This window comes from Bradyrhizobium sp. ARR65 (assembly GCF_000472385.1).
In the GTDB taxonomy this organism is placed as follows: Bacteria; Pseudomonadota; Alphaproteobacteria; order Rhizobiales; family Xanthobacteraceae; genus Bradyrhizobium.
Map to the genome: position 1 here is coordinate 21,389 of NZ_AWZU01000012.1, position 19,726 is coordinate 41,114.

Genomic DNA, 19,726 nt, shown 5'->3' on the forward strand with positions numbered 1-19,726 from the left:
CTTGCGGGGAGAAGGGTGTAGCAGCGTCACCCGACCCGCCACTCGGGCACGCCGTCGTCGGACATTGCGATCTCGCCGCGCGAGCCCACGGGGCTGCGCTCCATGCTGGTGAGATGCCTAAGCGTCACGTCATCGCTTACTGGCACGCGCGCCAGCGTGCGCGCATTCGCCTCCGTCCGCAGCATCACCACGCCATGCTCGACCTCGCCGTTGCGGCCATAGAGCATGGTGAAGCTTTCGACGGCTCCCTTACCGGACGCCTCAGTGACGAACTCCGGCGCGGCGCGGTTGTTCTTATCCGCCGCGGCCTGCACGCTGGTCTCCTGCGCCAGCGGCATGCGCGGCGACTCGCGCGACAGCACCAGCGCATGATGCTTGGTCACGAACCCGCCCTGCCCGTAGAGCAGCCCGAGTTTTGCGCCCTCGCGCATCCTGCGCACCATCGCGCAGGTCGCATGCGTCATATAGGTGTTGAGCGGTGCGCCAAAGAAAGTGAGCCCGCCGGTCACGGTTGGCTTGACGTCGGACCCGAGCCTGAGCGTGCGCCGCGCCATCTTGGGCACGCAGGGAAAGCAGCTGTAGAGCTCGATTGCATCGAAGACCCGGCCATCATCGCCGCCGGCGAGGTCCATCACGGCGGTAAGCACTGCGTTCTGCGCATGGCTCTCGCAGAACTGGTCGCGCATGAGATAGTCGCGCGGCTCTTCGGCGAAAGCGCCGCCGATGGGATAGACCAGGTGTTCTTCCGCGATGCCGGCTTCGCGCGCCTTGGCGAGGCTGGTCAGCAGCACCGCTGCGCCCATGTTCACGGTCGGGTTGGCCACCATCAGCTTGGTGTAGGGCCAGGCGATCAGCCGGTTGTCCGGCGAGGGCGTGGTGATCTCTTCCGGCGCAAAATGTCGCTTCAGCCAGGCATTCGGGTTGGTGGAGGCGACCGCCGAATAACGCGACCATAGCTCGCCGGATTCCGCCAGCGCCGCGCGCGGCGTCTGGCCCCAATGCGCGCTGCTGGCCGCCTCATAGAAGGGATAGACGCTCACGGGGCGGAATACGCCGAGCTTCACCGCAAGCGGCTTCTGAAACGCCGCGCCGCGTTTCGGCTCGGGCGCGTCGTGCGCGAACGGGGGCCAGGGCAGGGCGACGCCGGCGCGCTCGGCTTTCGTCGCGGTCGATTGTGCCTCGGCACCACACACCGCGGCGACGCTGCATTCGCCGCGCGCAATGCGCTGCGCCGCCTCGTGCAGATAGCGGATCGGGCTCTCGCCGCCGACCGGGCCATAATAGCAGTGCGCTGGATTGATGTTCAGACGCCGGGCGAGCAGTTTGTCCGGATCGCAATAGCGCCAACTCAGGAAATTCACGACGTCGAGAGATTGTATTTCGTGGAGGAGCTTTACGCACGAGTCCGCCTCGGCGCGCCTGAGCGCCTGTTCCAGCAGCGCGAGCGGCTCGAGGCCTTCGGTGATTTCTTTGGGACGGTCGACGATCTCGCCAATGCCGACGATGACGGGAATGCGGTCTGGGGGGAGGGGGCTGCTCATCGAACTTCCGAAACGACGCTGTTGTTCTTGCCGTACTCTTTCCTTCTGTCATTGCGAGCGGAGCGAAGCAATCCAGAAGCGGTCCGCGGAGATAGTCTGGATTGTTTCGTCGCTCCGTACGTCGCAACGACGGCGGCGACTACTCCGCAACGAGCGCATTCATATGCTCGATCGCCTCGAGAAAATCTTCCTTGAATTCCTGCACCACGGCACCCGCCGATTTCACACTGTCGATCAGCCCAACGCCCTGGCCGACAAAATAGCTGACGAGGTCGCGCGCTTTCATGTTGCCCGCGGCTGCGGCGCGGTCGATCGAATTGAAGGCATCGCGGCTGATGATGCTTTGCAGCGGCATCGGCAGCGCGCCCGGGCTGTTCTCGCCGCGGTCCCAGGCATCGGTCCAGACCGAGCGGAGCTGCCGTGCCGGTTTTCCCGTGCGCCCCTTGGAGCGGACCGCATCGCGCGAGGAGGCCGCGATCATCTTCTCGCGGAAGATTTCGGTGGTCTCGGATTCCAGCGTCGCCAGCCACACCGAGCCGGTCCACACCCCGGCCGCACCCATCGCCATGCAGGCCGCCATTTGCCGGCCCGTCATGATGCCGCCGGCGGCGAGCACCGGCACGTCGCGGACCTTTTTTATCGCCTTGATCACCTCTGGCACCAGCACCATGGTGGACACCTCGCCGCAATGGCCGCCGGCTTCCGTGCCTTGCACCACCAGAATGTCGACGCCGGCCGCGACCTGGCGCAGCGCGTGTTCCTTGGCGCCGACCAGCGCGGCCACCGGCACGCCGTGTTTCCTGCCCATCTCGATCATCTCCTTCGGCGGCAGGCCGAGCGCGTTCGCGATCAGGCGGATCGGATGGCGGAACGAGACTTCAAGAAGCTGCAAGGCCGTATCCGCATCGAAGGGCTGCGGCTGATTGTCGGCAACATTGGTGGTGGCGAGCTCGATGCCGTATGTCTTCAGGAGGTCGCGCGTGAAGTCGCGATGCGCCTGCGGTATGCGCGCCTCCAGGCTCTTCCAGGTGACGTGCTTCTCGCCCGCCGTGGAGATGTTTTCCGGGATCAGCACGTCGACGCCATAGGGTTTGCCGTCGACATGCTCGTCGATCCACCTCAGTTCCTGCTCGATCGATTCAGGCGAGTGCACGGTCGCGCCGAGCACGCCAAACCCGCCAGCACGACTGACGGCGGCCACCACGTCGCGGCAATGGCTGAAGGCGACGAGCGGAAATTCGATGCCCAGCATCTCGCAAATCGGCGATTTCATCGGCGTTCACTCCATCGCGGCAGGTTCGGTCTGCTCGTAGTGTTTTGAAGATGACGCGAGACGCTAGCGCATCGCGCGCCCCAGCGCCAAGCCGGTTTCGCGCACCGGACTTGTGTGTAGACGCTATGCCTAGGCAGCAGCGCGGCACGCATTCCGCCCAGCAAAATATGTTGCTCCTCTGGGCGAGTATCTACCACGCTGTCTTGCCTCTTGCGCTTTGGCGCGGACGTGGAATGCTCCGCTCGACAAGGACGATTTTCCGAGGAGCGTGCCCTTCATGTCTGCATTGCCATCGATCTCGCCTGAAGGCCGGAAAACCTGCGACGTTGTCGTGGTTGGCGCCGGCTTTGCCGGCATGTACATGCTGTATCGGCTGCGTGGCGCGGGCTTTTCCGTGCGCGTCTACGAGCAGGGTGGGGGCGTCGGTGGCACCTGGTATTGGAACCGCTATCCGGGCGCGCGCTGCGACGTCGAGAGCATGCAGTACTCCTATTCCTTCTCTGAGGAGCTGCAGCGGGAATGGGACTGGAGCGAACGCTACGCGCCGCAGCCAGAGATATTGAAATACGCCAACCATGTCGCCGACCGCTTCAACCTGCGGCGGGACATTCAGTTCAACACCCGCGTCGATCGCGCGGTGTTCGATGAAACTGCCAACACTTGGGCAGTGACCACATCGGACGGCAACACAGCGATCGCAAGCTTCGTCGTGCTCGCCACCGGCTGCCTTTCCAATGCACGCAGGCCCGACATCAAGGGCCTCGAAAGCTTCAAAGGTCCGGTCTATCACACCGGCAATTGGCCGCACGAACCGGTGGATTTCACCGGCTTGCGGGTCGGCGTGATCGGAACGGGGTCCTCCGGCATCCAGTCGGTGCCTGTGATCGCCGAGCAGGCCAGGCATCTCACCGTATTTCAGCGCACGGCGAATTTTTCGATTCCAGCACGCAACGCGCGGCTGACGGAGGAGGAGCGGCAGGCGTTCCGGCAGAATTATCCTGAGATCAGGCGCTTCGCACGCGAAGTCGCACGCAACGGCATCTATACCGATCCGCCCGATCGCGGCGCGCTCGAGGACGGCCATGAACAGCGCCGCGCGAAATATGAGCAGCGCTGGGAGAAGGGCGGCCTGACCTTCATGTATGCCTACAACGACCTCGCGCTGAACCAAGCCGCAAACGATACCGCCGCCGATTTCGTCCGCGGCAAGATTGCCGAGATCGTCAAGGATCCGGAGACGGCAAGGCTGCTGCAGCCCAATTCGCATCCGATCGGCACCAAACGCATCTGCGTCGATACCGATTACTTTGCGACCTTCAATCGGGACAACGTCACGCTGGTCGACATCAAGGCCAATCCGATCGAACAGATCTTGCCGAATGGCCTGCGCACCAGCGCCAAGACGTATGAGTTGGATGCGCTGGTGCTGGCGACCGGCTTTGACGCGATGACGGGCTCGGTTGCAAAGATCGACATTCGCGGCCGCAACGGGTTAACACTGAACCGGAAATGGGCTGAAGGGCCCAAGACCTATCTCGGGCTGATGAGCGCGGGCTTCCCCAATCTCTTCATCATCACCGGCCCGGGCAGCCCATCGGTGCTGTCGAACATGATCGTCTCGATCGAGCAGCATGTCGATTGGATCGCCGATTGTCTCGCTTTCATGCATGCGAAGGGCCTTAACCTAATGGAAGCGGAGAAAGACGCCGAAGACAAATGGGTGGCGCATGTCAACGAGGTTGCCCACGCAACACTCTATCCGCAGGCCAATTCCTGGTACATGGGCGCCAACATCCCTGGCAAGCCGCGCATCTTCATGCCCTATATCGGCGGCGTCGGGACCTACCGGCAGATCTGCAACGAGGTCGCCGCCAAGGATTATGAAGGCTTTGCGATGGCGGCGAATGAGCGGGAACGGGCTGTGGCCATTTCCTGATCACCGTCATTGAGGTGGCGATGCCACCCGGTCCGCGCGAAGCGCGACCGGATGACAGGCCCGCGAGCTCGTCATTCTGCGGCGCCGGACTCGCCGGCGACGGTGACATCGAATGCAGCGCTCGGGGCGAACTCGTCACGCGCCCGCTCGAACCGGCCATAACGCAGCGCGAGCGTCGGCAAGACCAGGAGATTCAATGCCGTTGACGTCAGCAATCCGCCGAGGATGACGATGGCCATCGGCCCCTGGATCTCGCGGCCGGGATCGTTCATGCCGATGGCGAGCGGCAGAATGCCGAGGCCCGTCACGATCGAGGTCATGAGAATGGGCGTGAGCCGGTCCGCCGCCCCCGCGATCGCCGTCTCCAATCCCCACGGTCTGCGCTCGACGTCAACCAGGTGCTCGTAATGCGCAATCATCAGTATGGAATTGCGCAGGCTGATCCCGAACAGCGTGATGAAGCCGACCATGCCGCCCAATGTGAGCAGCCCGCCGGTGGCAAAGACAGCGAGCACGCCGCCGACCAGCGCGAAGGGCAGGCTCGCCAGCACCAGGAGCAAGTTGCGCCAATTCCGCGTGACGACCGAGAGCAACAGGAGGATGCCGACGGTCGCGATCAATGAATTGATCGCGAGGTCGCGCTTGGAGCGCGATTCCTCCTGCGCGGTACCGGCGAACTGGACGTAGGTGCCGGGAGGAAGCTGGACGTTGGCGCCGATCGCTGCCTTGGCGGCCTGGACGAAGGAAACAAGATCGGTGCCGCTGACGTTCGCAGTCACCGTCTGCACCCGACGTGCGCCTTCGTGCAGAACCTGATAGCGCCCCGAGGTCTGGTAAATGTCAGCGATCTGCTTGAGCAGAACGTACGCCCCGCCCGGACTGCGCAATGGCAGCTCGCCGACCTTGCTGATATTGTCCCGGCTGCTCGCGTCGAGAATGGTGATCACGTTGAAGACCTGATTGCCATCATAGGTCTGGCCAACGACATCGCCCTGATAGGCGGCGCGGATCAGTTCGAGCACCTCGACCGCATCAAAGCCCCAGCGCTCCAGATCGGGTTTGCGTAGGCGGATCGAAAGCTGCGGCAAACCGGGCGGCGACTGGACCTGAACGTCGGTCGCGCCATTGATCTCGCCGAGCGCTCGCGCGATTTCCTGAGCCTTTCTGTCAAGAACATCGAGATCGTTGCCGAAAACGTTGATCGCGACCGCCGCGGTGTAGCCGGAGAGCGTCTCCTCGATACGTTCCGTCAGAAACGTCATCACCGCGGCGTTGACACCCACGAAGCCCGCGAACGTGCGACGGATATCGGCTTGCGCCTTTTCGACCTCCTCGCCCGACAGGCCCGGCTGCAAATCCACTTCAAGCTCGCTGTAGTGAGGACCCCAGGTGTCCTCCGACTCCTCGGCGCGCCCTGCGCGTTGCGCAACCGACCGCACCCCCGGCACCCGCCGCAGCGCATCGGCAATACGGGCGCCGATCCGCAAGGACTCGTCGATCGAAGTGCCTGGCACCGCCGACATATGGGCGACAAAATGCCCCTCCTTCAGCTCGGGGATGAAGCCGCCGCCAAGAAACGGCAGCGCTGCGCAGCCGGCAAAGGTCAGCATGGCGGCCGTGATGATGATCGTCCGAGGCCGGTTCGCGACCCGCCGCGCGAGAGCCTCATAGCGGCCGCGCGTCCACCGGATCAGCGGCGGATCGCGCGTCGGCACCTTGCCGGGAAGCAGCGCCATGGAGAGGGCCGGCGTTACCGTCAGCGCGACCACGAGCGAAGCCAGCACCGCCGCGGTGTAAGCAAACCCCAGCGGTGCAAACAGGCGTCCTGCGGTGCCGGTCAGTGTCATGACCGGCAGCACGACGAGGATGACGGCAAAGGTCGCGTAGACCACGGCACCGCGGACTTCGAGCGTCGCGTCAAGAATGACCCGCGCGAACGGTCGCGGCTGGGGCGATCGCCGGTTCTCGCGCAGGCGGCGGACGATGTTTTCGACATCGATCACCGCGTCATCCACCACGACGCCGATCGCGATCGCGAGTCCTCCGAGCGTCATGGTGTCGAGCGATGCCCCAAGCCGCTCGAGCACGATGGTTGCGGCCAGCAGGGACAGCGGGATGGCGGTGCAGGAGATCGCCGCGGTGCGCAGATCGAACAGGAAGAGGAACAGGATCACGACCACGAGCAGGCCGCCCAGGACCAGCGAATCCCGGACGTTGCCCGTCGCGGTGTTGATGAAGTTGGCCGGACGGAACAGATCGGCATGAATCGCGATACCGTCGGCCAGCAGTGTCGGCCGCAGCTCTTCGAGTGCCCGCTCGACATTCTTGGTGACCTCAAGCGTATCGGCCGCATACTGTTCCGCCACATTGAGGATCACGCCAGGGCCGCCTTGAATCTCCGCCCCGCCGATCGGCGGTTCGGGCGCCTCGACGACATCGGCGACATTGCCCAAGGTCACGCTCGCGGCGCCCCGGCTCAACAGCACCGTCCGGGCAATGTCGTCGGGCTTGAGCGATTGTCCCTCGCTTTGGAAAACGATGCGCTGGTTCCTGGTATCGACGAAGCCGGCGCCGCGCACGCCGGTGGACCGGCGCGCCACGGTCAGCACATCGTTGAGCGTGAGGTCGTAGCGGATCAGCTCGTCCGGATGGACCTGCACCTGGATCGAACGCTTGTCGCCGCCGAACACCGTGACGCTGGCAACGCCTGGCACGGCGAGCAGCCGCGGGCGGACGGTCCAGTCGGCGGCCGTGCGCAGCTCCATCAGCGAGCGCGTCTGTGAGGTCAGGCCGATCACCAGCATGCGGCTGGTCGAGGAGGTGAGCGGTGTCATGACCGGCGGCTGCAGTCCCTGCGGGAGCTGCTGGGTCGCCGCGGCGAGCCGCTCGGCGACGACCTGCCGGTCGCGATAGATGTCGCTTGCTGGGTCGAAAAACACCGTCACAACCGAGAGGCCCTGGATCGACGTCGAGCGTAACGTCCTGATGCCGGACACGCCGCTGATGGCATTCTCGATCGGACGGGTGACGAGGATCTCGACCTGCTCGGGCGTCAGCCCAATGGCCTCGGTTTGAATGCTGACCTGCGGCGGGGCAAATTCCGGAAACACGTCGTATTTGGCCCGGCCGAGGGCATAGACGCCGTACGCCACCAGGAGGCAGGCCAGCGCGGCGACGATGCCGCGGAAGCGGATCGCGAATCCGATGATCGCGGCCTGGGGACCTGAGGGATGGGCGGCGCTCACGGCTAGTCCTCGACCTGGATCTGCGCGCGGAATTCCTCGGACAGCAGCAATTGCGCGCCGCGCGTCACGACCTCGGCATGTTCGGGCAGATTGCTCACGAGATAGCCGCCGTCCGGCATAGGCCGATCGGTCGTGATCTCCGTACGTGCGAACGTGTCTTGAGCGGTGAGCCGATACACCCAGGCTCGCCCCTGCCACCATACGACCGCGGAGGCAGGCACTGCGGCAACATCAATGGATCGGCCGGATGGCAGGAACCCGAGCACGTTCATCCCGGGCAGGACGCCGCTTTCCGCCGGCGCCGTAAAGAAAAAGCTCACGCCCTGAATCTTCGGATCGATACGCGTTGCAGGCGAGACGAAGGCGATCGCGGCCCGGCTGCCCTTGCCGGTTTCGATGGAGGCGGTCGCAGGCGGCTTTGCCAGCGTGACGCCGGGCGGCAGGCTGACCTGCAGCAGGAAATCCTGCCGCTCGATGAGCCGGGTGATGTCAGGCGAGCCTTCGACAAGCGATCTGCCAAGTACGGGACCCCATTCCTGGTACGCCGTCGCCGCGAGGGTGCGTAGCTGAGATTCCGCGGCCGCCAGGCTCGCCTGGTCCGTGCCATAGGCTGCCTGGGCCGCCTGCAGTTGGGCCTGCGAAACCGCCTGCGGCTCGCTGATGAGCTTCTGCGCGCGCTCGAACGCCGGCTTCGAGGACGCCAGTTTCGCCTGTGCGGTTTGCACCTGCGCCTTCGCCGCCGCGTAGTTGTTGCTGAGTTCGGTCAGTCGCGCCACGTCGAGCACGACGCCATAAGCGCGAAGCTCTTCTTCATGCGCCGCCGAGGGCAGCGTGGCTGTTTCGATGCCGCTGCGCTGCAGCGTATCCTCGTCAAGCCTGATCACCGGCTCGCCATTCTCGGTGGAGGCCCGGATCGGGACCTTGATCGTCCGCTCGCGCTCGGCCTCACTCGCCGCCTCCTGGCGTCCGGTCAGGAATCCCCAGCCGATTAGCACACCGAGGGCGATCATGGTTGCCACGATCAGCAACCGCATCCACAACGATCCTGCCCGTTCCTGCCGCTTGCTCATTTACCCCTTGGTACCCTCCCCAGGGCAGTTATAGCCGAAAATTTCGTGGCGGTCGGGTGGGATGGCCGCCACGACATGCTGTCTTGGCCTGGGCGAAGTCACAATCGGGGAAGGGAAGTTGTCCGCACCTCCTCGAAGCGGAGAGGGGCAGGTCGCGAGGCCGGCACCAGCTCGCGCCTCACGCGCGACGTCAAAACGCGGTGTAGCCGCCGTCGATCACGAAGCAATCGGCCGTATGATAGGACGACGCCGCGCTCATCAGGTAAACCGCGATGCCGCCGAAATCGCCGGGCTCGCCGAAGCGCCGCATCGGGATGCGCGGCATCACGTTGCCGACGAATTTCTCGTCCGACATGATCTTTGCGGTCATCTCGCTCTTGATCCAGCCGGGCAGAATGGCGTTGGCGGTCACGCCATAACGCGCCAATTCCACCGCGAGCGCGCGGACCACGGCATTGATGGCGGCTTTGGTCGCCGCATAATGCTCGTTGCGCGCGGTGCCGAACAGCGAGGCGAGGCTCGAGGTCGCAACCAGCCGGCCGAACTTGTCGCCATTATTGGCGCGCTCGGTCATGTGACGGGCCGCGGCCTGGAACACATGGAACACGCCATCGAGATTGGTGGCGAACATCGTGCGCCATTCCTCTTCGGTGCGTTCGATGAAGGCGCGCCGGCCGCCGCCGCCGATGCCGGCGTTGGCAAAGCAACCGTCGAGCCGGCCGAAGGTGTCCAGCGTCGCCGTCATGGCATCTTTCACGGAGGCAGGATCGGTGACATCGCAGATGCGGCTGTGCACCTTGCCGGGGCCGGCGGCCATGGTCGCGGCAGCCGCCTTGTTCTTGTCGGCATTGCGCCCCCAGATCGAGACATTGCAGCCAGCAGACGCAAGTGCCTGCGCGATGCCGAGGCCTATACCGCCATTGCCGCCGGTGACGACAGCGACGCGGCCGGTGAGGTCGAACATGTTCATGGGGCGTTTTCCGTGTTGGCTGACGCACGTCAGCCGTGCGTTTCGAGGGAGATCGGCGCTGCCGCCGAGCATGGACAAGCGCGCGGCAAAAATCAAATATGCGCCATGAACCCTAATCCATCCGCGCCACGGAGCAATGCGGATCACCAGGTGAGAGGAAACCATGCAATTCAAGCACTGCACGCTCGAGATCGATGGACCGGTCGCGGTCCTCAGGATGGATCACCAGGAGGTCATGAACGCCGTCTCCCTGGACATGCTGGGTGGTCTCATCGAGGCGCTCGATGAGATCGAGGCAAGAAAGGCGGAGGTGCGCTGTCTGGTGCTGACGGGAGCGGGGCGCGCCTTCTGCACCGGCGCCAATCTGCAGGGGCGAAACCAGCAGCAGAAGCCGGGCCGCAGCAACGCCGGTGCGGCGCTCGAGACCGGCTTTCATCCCCTCCTGCGGCGGATCCGCAACTTGCATTGCCCGCTGGTCACCGCCGTCAACGGCCCGGCGGCCGGTGCCGGCATGAGCTTTGCGCTGATGGGCGACATGATCCTCGCCGCGCGCTCGGCCTATTTCCTGCAGGCGTTCCGCCGCATCGGCCTGGTGCCGGATTGCGGCTCGACCTGGCTGATGCCCCGCCTGGTCGGCAAGGCGCGCGCGATCGAGCTGTCGCTGATGGGCGAGCGGCTGCCGGCGGAGAAGGCGCTGGAATGGGGATTGATCAACCGGGTCTATGACGACGCTGTGCTGATGGAAGAAGCGATGAAGCTCGCGCGTGAGCTTGCGAACGGACCGACGGTTGCCCTGTCGCTCATCCGCAAGCTCTACTGGGACAGCCCGGAGAACTCCTTCGAGGATCAGCTCAACCTCGAATTCCAGTCGCAGCGCATCGCCGGAGCCACTGAGGATTTTCGCGAGGGCGTGACCGCGTTCCTCGAGAAGCGTCCGGCGAAATTTATCGGCAAATGATCGAGAACGAACTGACGCGTTCGGTCATCGACTGGTACCCGGGCGCAACTGCCGTCGTGGGAGCAATCAAGCCGTCGGGCGGTGCCAGCCTGCGCTACGCGATGCCTGACCCTCCACCGTCATTCCGGGTTCGGTCCTACGGACCGCCCCAGAGTGACGGGCTTGGGACTCACCGCCCCAGCCACTTGGGCGGCCGCTTCTCGGCGAACGCCTTCGGCCCTTCGATGTAATCCTGCGACTCCACCATCGCCTTCACGGCGGGATACTCGCGCTGTTCGGCGATCGCCTGTTCCAGCGAGACCGCAAGGCCGCGCTGAATGGTCTGCTTCGAGGCACGGATGGACATCGGCGAGTTCTTGCAGATCATCTCCGCCCAGCGCTCGGCGGCGGCCAGCGCCTCGCCCTGCGGCACTACCTCGTTGACGAAGCCGAGCTCGTAGCCCTCGCGCGCCGAAACGTGACGCGCGGTCAGGATCATTCCCATCGCCCGCTTCAAGCCGATCTGCCGCGGCAGCCGATGCAGGCCGCCGGCGAGCGCCGCAAGGCCGACACGCGGCTCGGGCAGGGCGAAAGTCGCATTCTCGGAGGCGATGATGAGGTCGCAGGCGAGCGCGATCTCGAAGCCGCCGCCCATGGCGACGCCGTTCACGGCTGCGATGATCGGCTTGTCGCAGTCGAAGCGCGAGGTCAATCCCGCAAAGCCACCCTTGTCCCAGCCGCGCTTTCCGCCTGCCGCCTGCCATTTCAGGTCGTTGCCCGCGCAAAACGCCTTGTCGCCGGCGCCGGTGACGATCGCCACCCATTGCTCGGGATCGGCGGAGAAATCGTCGAACACCTTGTTGAGCTCGAAATGCGCCTCGATGTGCAGCGCATTGTAGACCTCGGGCCGCGACAGCGTGACGATGGTGATCGGTCCCTTGCGCTCCACCTTCGAAAATCTCAGCTCCATGCTCGCTCCCTTCATTTTCTGTAGCGCGGAATGCTTGGGCGGATCCTAGCGCTTGGCGCGCAGTCTGCACACGTCGTCCTGGCGAAAGCCAGGCCCTATAGCAAGAGGCAGGTGCCACGCTCCATCGTGGCTCGCGGCTGCAACTCCTCCTGTGGTTATGAGGCCGGCTTGCGCTTGCTTTCGCTCGCCTATCCGGGACGACAAAGAGGATCAATTCACCTGCCGCTCTTTCCCAGCCCAGTAGGGATCGCGCAAGTGCCGCCGCAAGATCTTGCCCGAGGGGTTGCGCGGTAATGCCGCGATGAAGTCCACCGATTTGGGTGTCTTGTAGCCGGCAATGCGCTCCCGGGTGAAATTGATGATGTCGGCAGCCGTCGCCGTCTTGCCCGGCTTCAGCACCACGATGGCCTTCACCGCTTCACCCCATTTGTCATCGGGGATGCCGATCACCGCCGCTTCCGCTACATCAGGGTGATCGCAGATCGCGCTTTCCACCTCCGCGGGATAGATGTTCTCGCCGCCCGAGATGATCATGTCCTTGATGCGATCGTGGATATAGAGGTAGCCGTCCTCGTCCAGGTAGCCGGCATCTCCGGTCCGCAGCCAGCCGTCCTTGTCGAGCGTTCTCGCGGTTGCCTCCGGCAAATTCCAATAGCCGACCATGTTGGAACCGGAGCGGGTGGCGATCTCGCCGACCTGGCGTGGCGGCAGGCGGTTGCCTTCGGCGTCCAGAATCGCAAGCTCAACGCCGGGCAGCGGTTTGCCGGCCGAACGCATCCGTTCCGATCCCACGATGTGGTCTTCCGGTGCCAGCGCGACGATCGTGCCGGTGGTTTCGGTCATGCCGTACATCTGCACGAAGCCGCATTTGAACACCTCGATACACTCCTTCAGCAGCGCTGCGGGAATGGGCGAGGCGCCGTAGAGCATGTACTTCAGGCGCGAGAAATCCACGTTTCGTGCACGTGGTTGCCGCACCACGAATTGCATGGCCGCCGGCACCATGAATATTTTCGTGATTCCGTCCCGCTCGAAAAAGTCGAGCACCTTGGTCGGATCGAACTCGCGCGCGATCACCGCCCGCGCGCCGTGATAGAGACCCATCACGCCCCACCCCGAACCGCCGATGTGAAAGATCGGCATCGCCACCAGCGAGACGTCGTCGGTGGTCCATCTGTTCCAATCCGGCTTCTCCGTATCGCTGCCGGCGTTGACCAGGTTGAGAAAGTTGGCGTGCGACAGCATCGCGCCTTTCGGCTTGCCGGTGGTGCCTGAGGTGTAAAGCTGGATGGCGATATCCCCTGGCGTAATCTCGACGCCGGGATCGGCGCTGCTCTGCGCGTCCCGCCAGGTGGTAAAGTCAGGCCATTCCGGCGCGCCGCCTTCAGTGGCGATGATCGTCCGCACGGTCTTCAGCTCTGGTGCGATGTTGCGGACCAGCGTGATGAACTCGGGCCCGACGAACAGCACCGGCGCCTTGCAGTCCTCGACGATGAAGGCCACCTCGGGTCCGGCGAGCCGCCAGTTCACCGGCGCCATCACCACATTGGCCTTCATGGCGCCGAGCAGCAATTCGAAATAGATGTCGCTGTTCTTGCCGAGATAGGCGATGCGTTCGCCGGGGCGGACGCCGAGTGCGCTCAGCGCATTCGCAACGCGGTTGGTGTTGCGGTCGAACTCGGCGAAACTCGTCGTGCGTCCTTCGAATTCGAAGGCTATGGCTTCGCCGCGGTTGTTGGCCTGCAGGCGCACCATCTCGGCCAGCGTCGCCGGCCGCTTGGCAATGGACATGTTTCCCCCGTATCGTTTTCTTTGCCGCGATAGTGACGTCACGCGGCAACAAAGACAATACGGGGAGGGGTCCCTTTCAGGCACGTCGTCCCGGCTGCGAGCCCTAAACACAAGCGGAAATGTTGCTGGAATGGCTCCCGGGCTTACAAACTCTGCTCTGTCGTTATGGATCGTTGGCCGCCGCTACCACCCACTATACCGCGGTCGTCCCGGCGAAAAGCCGGGACCAATAACCACAGTGAGAAATGATCGCGAAGGACGCTGTCGGCGCAGCCGGTCACCAGTTGCTTGCAGGGCAAAGCTGGAATGGCTGGCGCGTCCGTAGAATAGGTCGAAAATGACCCGAAGCCGACTTCAGCTCTTCAGGGAAAGTTTGGACATTCGGGCAAAACACCGGCGGTGGTCCTCACGCGTGCTAGCTGGCGGCGACAAGAGCCGCTCGGGCGGCATTTTGCGTCATTCGAGTTGCCGTCAGCCGCAGGAAGTATAACGATAAGCCTGGATTGCGCTCGCATAGCTTCTTGAGCGCTCCATCGGGGATCCACAGCAAATCCACGTCAGTTTCTGCCATCGCAGTCTGAGTGCGCCGCCGCTCCAGAGAGAACAACCCAATCTCTCCGAACAAGTCACCAACAGAAAGTCGCTGATCAATTTCCGGGAACCTGACTTCACCCGACACGATCATGTAGAGCAGGTCAGCATGCTGTCCCTTCCTGAAAATCGTCTCTCCTGCCTTGAAATGCTTCGGTTGCATAAATGGCTGCAGCCAGGCGGGAGAAAGATCCGTGGCGGCAGCGAGCTTCGCTTTCCGAAGCAAATTTATCATGCGAAAGAGCAATATGGCATTCAACGGAAGCAAGATGATGTGCAGAACAAGCACAGGATATAGTTTGGCACCAAGTGCGTAACTGATGAAAGCGAAATTGCTGCATATTGCGACCGCACGCAGGCTCAACATCGTCCTCATGCAGAATGTAAGCAGGACGAGGGCTGACGCCAAATAGCCGATGCCGTTGATCAATGTCATGGCCGTGCCCAACCCTAGTCATCAATTGCAAATAAATCGACGCGAGGACCGCTATCGCGTTCAGTGCGTCGCTCCGATGGCTGACTGGACCGGCACCGCGAGTCATCAAAGCTGCGAAACCCGATTCTGGCACAATCAGCGAAGTGGCGACAGTTCTCATTGAGGTCCGCCTACTCGCGGTATAGCCGACTAGATTTGCTCACGCTGAGTTCTTCGCATTTTGACCCATTGCGGACATCGTCAGGTTGATCGAGCGACTCTTAGCTAGTCATCTTGGCCACAGAGTTCCCTGCATCACTAAAAGGCCATTATTGGAATGCGAAGACTAACGTCGCAAGTTGGGTCGTTGGGTCGGGAAGCATCGATGGCTCAGTTTAGGTTCGTATTTGCCATCTTGTTTTGCTTTAGCATGACGACAGCGCAAGCTGCCGGCGTAAAAAACTTCGACATCCCCGCCAGCACCGAGGGACCAGCGATCAGAGTATTGGTTTGGACTCCTTGCGCGGAGACACCGCATGAGATGGATGCGCGTGGAGCCACCTTTTTCGCCGTGCCGGGGTGTCCGATCGCCGGAGAAAAGCTTCCGCTCATCGTGATCTCGCACGGCCGGAGAGGATGGTTCGGCGGTCATCACGACACTGCAGCCGCCTTGGCGGATGCCGGATTTATCGTTGCAGTGCTCAACCATCCCGGTGACACTTGGCGCGACACCAGCCGCACGGATAGTCTTTCGGTTCTCGTCGAACGTCCCATGGATATGAAGCGTTTGATCGATTACATGCTCGACGGGTGGCCTGACGCGTCGCGCATCGATACACAGCACATCGGACTATATGGGTTTTCATTCGGTGGTTACACGGGTCTCGTGGTCATCGGCGGCGATCCCGATTTGCGAAAGGGCTTGCCCAACTGCGGCACGTCGAGCTTGAGGGCGTGCAAGCAGCTCGAAAACGGCGAGCTTCCCGATCAACCGATCAAGCATGACCCGCGAGTCAAGGCCGCCGTAATCATCGATCCCTTTCCCGTGTTTTTATTCCCTAAAGAAAATCTCAAGGGAATAGCAGTGCCGGTCCAACTGTGGAGTTCTGACCCGGAGCAGAACGCCAACGGTCTGTCCGGGTGTTGTGCGGCTGCTATCAACGAGAGGCTCCCAGCAAAGGCAGATTACCATTTTGTGCAAAATGCCAAACACTACTCGTTCCTCGCTACCTGCACTTCGAAGGAACTACAGGAGGCGCCTGCGATTTGCACCGACGCGCCGGGCTTCGATCGCGTTGCCTTCCATAGGGCGCTCCACGCGGATGTCGTTGCTTTCTTCCACCAGCACTTCACGGAAAGCTCAAAGCCCTAGTGATCCCGTTCTGAGGCTGTCCAGGTAATTCGGAGTTCTGCTGTCGTTGTTGCGGTGCATGAGTTCGGAAGTGGCCCAAGGCGGCGGACCCGGCGTGTCCGCTCCTTCGGGGGTGAAGCGGACCCGATATGCTCTACCTGAGTTATTCCGGGTGTGACCTATAGCCGACGCGGCGGCTGACCAGGCTGCGGAATCAGTCTGTCGCGGGCGCTGAGTGATGCTCGTGCGTAATGCGCCAGTCGCCATCGATTTTGCGCAATCCCACCGTGAGCCTGAAAAGAAAACCGTCCTTATCCATCGGGTTGCTTGACGAATCCGGTCCACACCACATGATCGCCACTGCGAAGGCGACGTCCGCGCTCGCGGTTATGGCGAGCTCTCGGAAATCAAAGGCCGTGCCGGGTTTGTGGTAGCGGAAAAAAAGATACCACGTCTGGGCGTACGCTTCGATGCCCCTGCATTGAAGCGGTGGCGGCAGATCGAACATCACCATTTCTTGATCATGATGCGCAAGGATCGCGGGAAGATCGTGACGGCGCACAGCGTCTGCCCAGTCCTCAAGAAGGGTTTTGATCAAGCCTTCTTCGGCGTTGGCCTGTTCAGGCATTGTTTGGCCTCCTGTTGCGAACCTAGGACGCAGAAAGGTCAGCCTATCCGACATCGTCTGTGAACTTTTTCTACCGCCTGTCGCGAGCTTTGACCCGTCCGCCGAGAACACAACGGGTGAGAACACGACGGAATGAGCCGTCGTTGATGTCGCCTGTTGGCCCATCAGCGAAGTCGAAGCTTGACGTGTAGAGGTCAGCTTACGGCGGCACAGCGGACCAGTTTTGCTCAATTAGAGTTCTTCGCATTTTGGTCTCTTGCGTCATTCCACTCCTGGGCGGCAACCGTCCGGTTGAGGGAAACAGCGGATGTTGATGTCGATGCCTCAAGGCCTTTGGGCTTGTAAAAAACACGACCTCATACGACCACGCAGCGTGATTTGCCCGGCGGGTCGCTTGCGCGAACTTCTGTCAAGCCTTTCGTCCGAAAATATTCTGCTTTTCAGAAATTCGGATTTGCCGTAGCGTCCGCTTTATCCCGCCTCGATGCAGAGGGACGTATCGCGGTCGTCACGAAACGTGAGGCGGGGATGCGGTGGCCGTGAATGCGCCGACAGACGAGCGGCGTCATTGCGGACGGCGAAATCGTGTGGTCCTGGCGCGCCCTTGCAGGCGCCAAGTTGGCGGCGATGCATCCGCATCGCGCTGATGACGGTGGCAAACGCTGGTTCACCGAGGAGAGCGCGTATAAGCCGTAAACCACTCGCGCAGGGAAGGCCGGGCTGATCCCGCCTGTACCTGTGGTCTTTGCGCTCGCGCAAATTTCTGTTGCGCGAGGGCCCCGGGTGCAGCGGCCACCCGGTCTTCCCTGCGCCCTCTGATCTAATCGAGGGACAAAGAGATGCAAACCTCGGGTGCGACGCGCCGCGAGAATACGAAGTCATGGATACGTCATTGCTAGGAACGACGTCGTGCTGGCGAAAGCCAGGATCCATAACCCCAGGCTTTAGTTGTTATGATGATCGACGACCACCGAGCATCACCGAGACAATCCGCGGTATCGGTCCCGGCTTTCGCCGGGACGACGATGAGAGACGTCGCTCGCGCTCGCAACGACGTTGGAAACAACGGAGTTGGAATTGAAGCGAAAGGTCTCCCTACCGTCGTCCTGGCGAAAGCCATGACGACGGCCTAGCTAGCCCCGCTGCGCCTTGTCCTTCTCGTTCTGCGCCTTGATCGACTCCCGCGCCTTCGCCCAGTCGTCGTCACTCCAATCGCGCAACTGATAGAAGTTGCCGCCCATGGCCAGCGCCTGGCCGCCGTCCATGGCGATGGTCTCGCCGTTGATCCAGTCGCAGCCGCCGGAGATCAGGAACACCGCGAGATTCTGCAACTCCTCCATGGTGCCGACCCGCCCCATCGGATTCATCGCCTTGGTGCGCGCGCCGGCCTCGTCGCCGGGCTTGATCCGCTTGCTCATGCCCTCGGTCGGGATCTCGCCGGGCGCGATGGTGTTGAGGCGGATGCCGTAGCGGCCCCATTCGGTGGCCAGCGACATGGTCATGGCATGAATGGCGGACTTGCTCATCGCCGACGGCACCACGTAAGGCGAGCCATTGCGCACCCAGGTCACCGTGATCGACACCACATTGCCGGGCAGTTTTGCCGCGATCCAGCGCCGCCCCACCGCATGGGTTACATGGAAGGTGCCGTGCATGACGATGTTGGCGACCGCGTCAAAGCCGCGCGGGCTCAGCTCTTCGGTGCGTGAGATGAAATTGCCGGCCGCGTTGTTGACGAGGTCGGTGAGGGGACCTTCGTGAAAAATATTCTCCACCATTTCGTCGACCGCGGGCTGGTTGCGGATATCGACGCCATGGCTGGTGACCCGGCCGCCATAGAGGTCCATCAGCTCGGTTGCCGTCTCGTCGCAGACGATCTTGCGGCGGCCACAGATATGGATGTCGGCGCCAAGCTGAAGGAAGCGCGCGGCCATTGCCTTGCCGAGGCCAGTCCCGCCACCCGTGACCAGGATGCGTCGGCCGAGGAGAAGATTGTCTTTGAACATGATGTCCGCCCGAGCGATCGCTTGTTGATTGCTCGATTGACTAAATCCGTCCGGCGCCGTTCTGTAAAGCGGCAAACAAACAACAATCTGTTTAGGAGAACCCCATGGAGCAGCGCGTCTCGATTTCGATTGCCGAAGGCGTCGCCGACGTCCGCCTGGTGCGCGCCGACAAGATGAACGCGCTGGACGCCGCCATGTTCGAGGCGCTGGTCGATGCAAGCGACAGGCTGAGCCGGGAGAAGGGACTGCGCGCCGTGGTGCTCTCCGGCGAGGGGCGGGCGTTCTGCGCCGGTCTCGACATGGGGCGCTTTGCCGCAATGAACGAAAATGGCGGGAACGGAATTCCGGGCGGCGAAAAACGCGACCTCACGCTTCGCACGCACGGACTTGCAAATTTTCCCCAAGCCGCAGTGTGGGGCTGGCGCCAGCTCCCGGTACCGGTGATCGCCGCCGTACATGGCGTCGCTTTCGGCGGCGGCTTTCAGCTCGCGCTCGGGGCGGACATCCGCCTTCTCGCGCCCGATGCGCGGATGTCGATCATGGAGATCAAATGGGGGCTGGTGCCTGACATGGCGGGCACGCCGATCCTCGCGAGCCTCGTGCGCGACGATATCCTGCGCGAGCTCACCTATACCGGGCGAATCTTTTCCGCTCAGGAAGCGCTGAGCTATGGCCTCGCAACTCGGATCTGCGACGATCCGCGCGCGGCGGCATTGGGGATGGCGCGCGAGACCGCCGGCAAGAGCCCAGACGCCATCCGTGCCGCCAAGCGCATGCTGAACAAGCTCTCGGTTGATCCTGGACCGGCGCTGCTTGCCGAATCCATCGAGCAGCAGAAGCTGATCGGCAGCCCTAATCAGACGGAAGCCGTCCGCGCCAATCTGCAGAAGCGTGCGCCGAATTTCGTGGACCCTGCCTAAACTTGTCCCGTCATTCCGGCATCATCTCCAGCGAGCGCCGGCGCAGCCGTGCCGATGTCGCCGAGACGCCTCTTTCTTGATC

Annotated in this window: 15 protein-coding genes; 5 read left to right on the forward strand and 10 right to left on the reverse strand. The window is 62.8% G+C overall.

The window, feature by feature from the left end; all coding sequences use genetic code 11:
- Positions 1-26 precede the first annotated feature (26 nt).
- Together F758_RS0115510 and F758_RS0115515 are read right to left on the reverse strand one after the other, a co-directional pair.
- Positions 27-1,541, reverse strand: a complete 1,515-nt coding sequence (locus F758_RS0115510) for an acetyl-CoA acetyltransferase (RefSeq protein ID WP_024508709.1) — start codon at positions 1,539-1,541, stop codon at positions 27-29.
- Positions 1,542-1,680: 139 nt separating this feature from the next.
- Positions 1,681-2,814, reverse strand: a complete 1,134-nt coding sequence (locus F758_RS0115515; protein WP_024508710.1) for a nitronate monooxygenase — start codon at positions 2,812-2,814, stop codon at positions 1,681-1,683.
- A gap of 277 nt (positions 2,815-3,091) precedes the next feature.
- Here F758_RS0115515 and F758_RS0115520 point away from each other — a divergent pair, with 277 nt between their 5' ends.
- Complete coding sequence (locus F758_RS0115520; protein ID WP_024508711.1) at positions 3,092-4,750, forward strand: flavin-containing monooxygenase; 1,659 nt, start codon at positions 3,092-3,094, stop codon at positions 4,748-4,750.
- Between the two features lie 71 nt (positions 4,751-4,821).
- On the opposite strand, the gene F758_RS0115525 is transcribed toward F758_RS0115520, so the two are convergent.
- From F758_RS0115525 to F758_RS0115535, 3 genes are all read right to left on the reverse strand, one after another.
- The gene (locus F758_RS0115525) at positions 4,822-7,995 is read right to left on the reverse strand and encodes an efflux RND transporter permease subunit (RefSeq protein ID WP_024508712.1); all 3,174 of its coding nucleotides are present in this window, start codon (positions 7,993-7,995) and stop codon (positions 4,822-4,824) included.
- Positions 7,996-7,997: 2 nt separating this feature from the next.
- On the reverse strand, positions 7,998-9,029 hold the full coding sequence (locus F758_RS51850) for an efflux RND transporter periplasmic adaptor subunit (protein WP_024508713.1): 1,032 nt from the start codon (positions 9,027-9,029) through the stop codon (positions 7,998-8,000).
- A gap of 226 nt (positions 9,030-9,255) precedes the next feature.
- A complete protein-coding gene (locus F758_RS0115535) occupies positions 9,256-10,035 on the reverse strand; it encodes an SDR family NAD(P)-dependent oxidoreductase (protein ID WP_024508714.1) in 780 nt (259 codons plus the stop codon).
- Positions 10,036-10,198: 163 nt separating this feature from the next.
- Between F758_RS0115535 and F758_RS0115540 the strand changes: the two genes are divergently transcribed.
- Complete coding sequence (locus tag F758_RS0115540) at positions 10,199-10,993, forward strand: enoyl-CoA hydratase/isomerase (RefSeq protein WP_024508715.1); 795 nt, start codon at positions 10,199-10,201, stop codon at positions 10,991-10,993.
- A 169-nt stretch (positions 10,994-11,162) separates the two neighbouring features.
- Here the strand turns inward: F758_RS0115540 and F758_RS0115545 are convergent, their stop codons facing one another.
- From F758_RS0115545 to F758_RS0115555, 3 genes are all read right to left on the reverse strand, one after another.
- Positions 11,163-11,942 carry an enoyl-CoA hydratase-related protein gene (locus F758_RS0115545; protein ID WP_024508716.1) on the reverse strand — a complete coding sequence of 260 codons (780 nt, stop codon included), beginning with the start codon at positions 11,940-11,942 and terminating at the stop codon, positions 11,163-11,165.
- Between the two features lie 210 nt (positions 11,943-12,152).
- Positions 12,153-13,733 (reverse strand): fatty acid--CoA ligase, encoded by a 1,581-nt coding sequence (locus F758_RS0115550; RefSeq protein ID WP_024508717.1) that lies wholly within the window; start codon positions 13,731-13,733, stop codon positions 12,153-12,155.
- A 415-nt stretch (positions 13,734-14,148) separates the two neighbouring features.
- Positions 14,149-14,760 carry a Crp/Fnr family transcriptional regulator gene (locus F758_RS0115555; RefSeq protein ID WP_024508718.1) on the reverse strand — a complete coding sequence of 204 codons (612 nt, stop codon included), beginning with the start codon at positions 14,758-14,760 and terminating at the stop codon, positions 14,149-14,151.
- A 364-nt stretch (positions 14,761-15,124) separates the two neighbouring features.
- Here F758_RS0115555 and F758_RS0115560 point away from each other — a divergent pair, with 364 nt between their 5' ends.
- Entirely contained in the window at positions 15,125-16,111 is a 987-nt protein-coding gene (locus F758_RS0115560; RefSeq protein ID WP_024508719.1) for an alpha/beta hydrolase family protein, read from the forward strand.
- Positions 16,112-16,304: 193 nt separating this feature from the next.
- Here the strand turns inward: F758_RS0115560 and F758_RS44055 are convergent, their stop codons facing one another.
- Complete coding sequence (locus tag F758_RS44055) at positions 16,305-16,718, reverse strand: YybH family protein (RefSeq protein ID WP_035722176.1); 414 nt, start codon at positions 16,716-16,718, stop codon at positions 16,305-16,307.
- Between the two features lie 543 nt (positions 16,719-17,261).
- Here F758_RS44055 and F758_RS49605 point away from each other — a divergent pair.
- Positions 17,262-17,414, forward strand: a complete 153-nt coding sequence (locus F758_RS49605; protein ID WP_157450032.1) for a hypothetical protein — start codon at positions 17,262-17,264, stop codon at positions 17,412-17,414.
- Between the two features lie 437 nt (positions 17,415-17,851).
- On the opposite strand, the gene F758_RS0115580 is transcribed toward F758_RS49605, so the two are convergent.
- Positions 17,852-18,724, reverse strand: a complete 873-nt coding sequence (locus F758_RS0115580) for an SDR family oxidoreductase (protein ID WP_024508721.1) — start codon at positions 18,722-18,724, stop codon at positions 17,852-17,854.
- A gap of 104 nt (positions 18,725-18,828) precedes the next feature.
- Between F758_RS0115580 and F758_RS0115585 the strand changes: the two genes are divergently transcribed.
- On the forward strand, positions 18,829-19,644 hold the full coding sequence (locus tag F758_RS0115585) for a crotonase/enoyl-CoA hydratase family protein (RefSeq protein WP_024508722.1): 816 nt from the start codon (positions 18,829-18,831) through the stop codon (positions 19,642-19,644).
- The last annotated feature ends 82 nt before the right edge of the window (positions 19,645-19,726 follow it).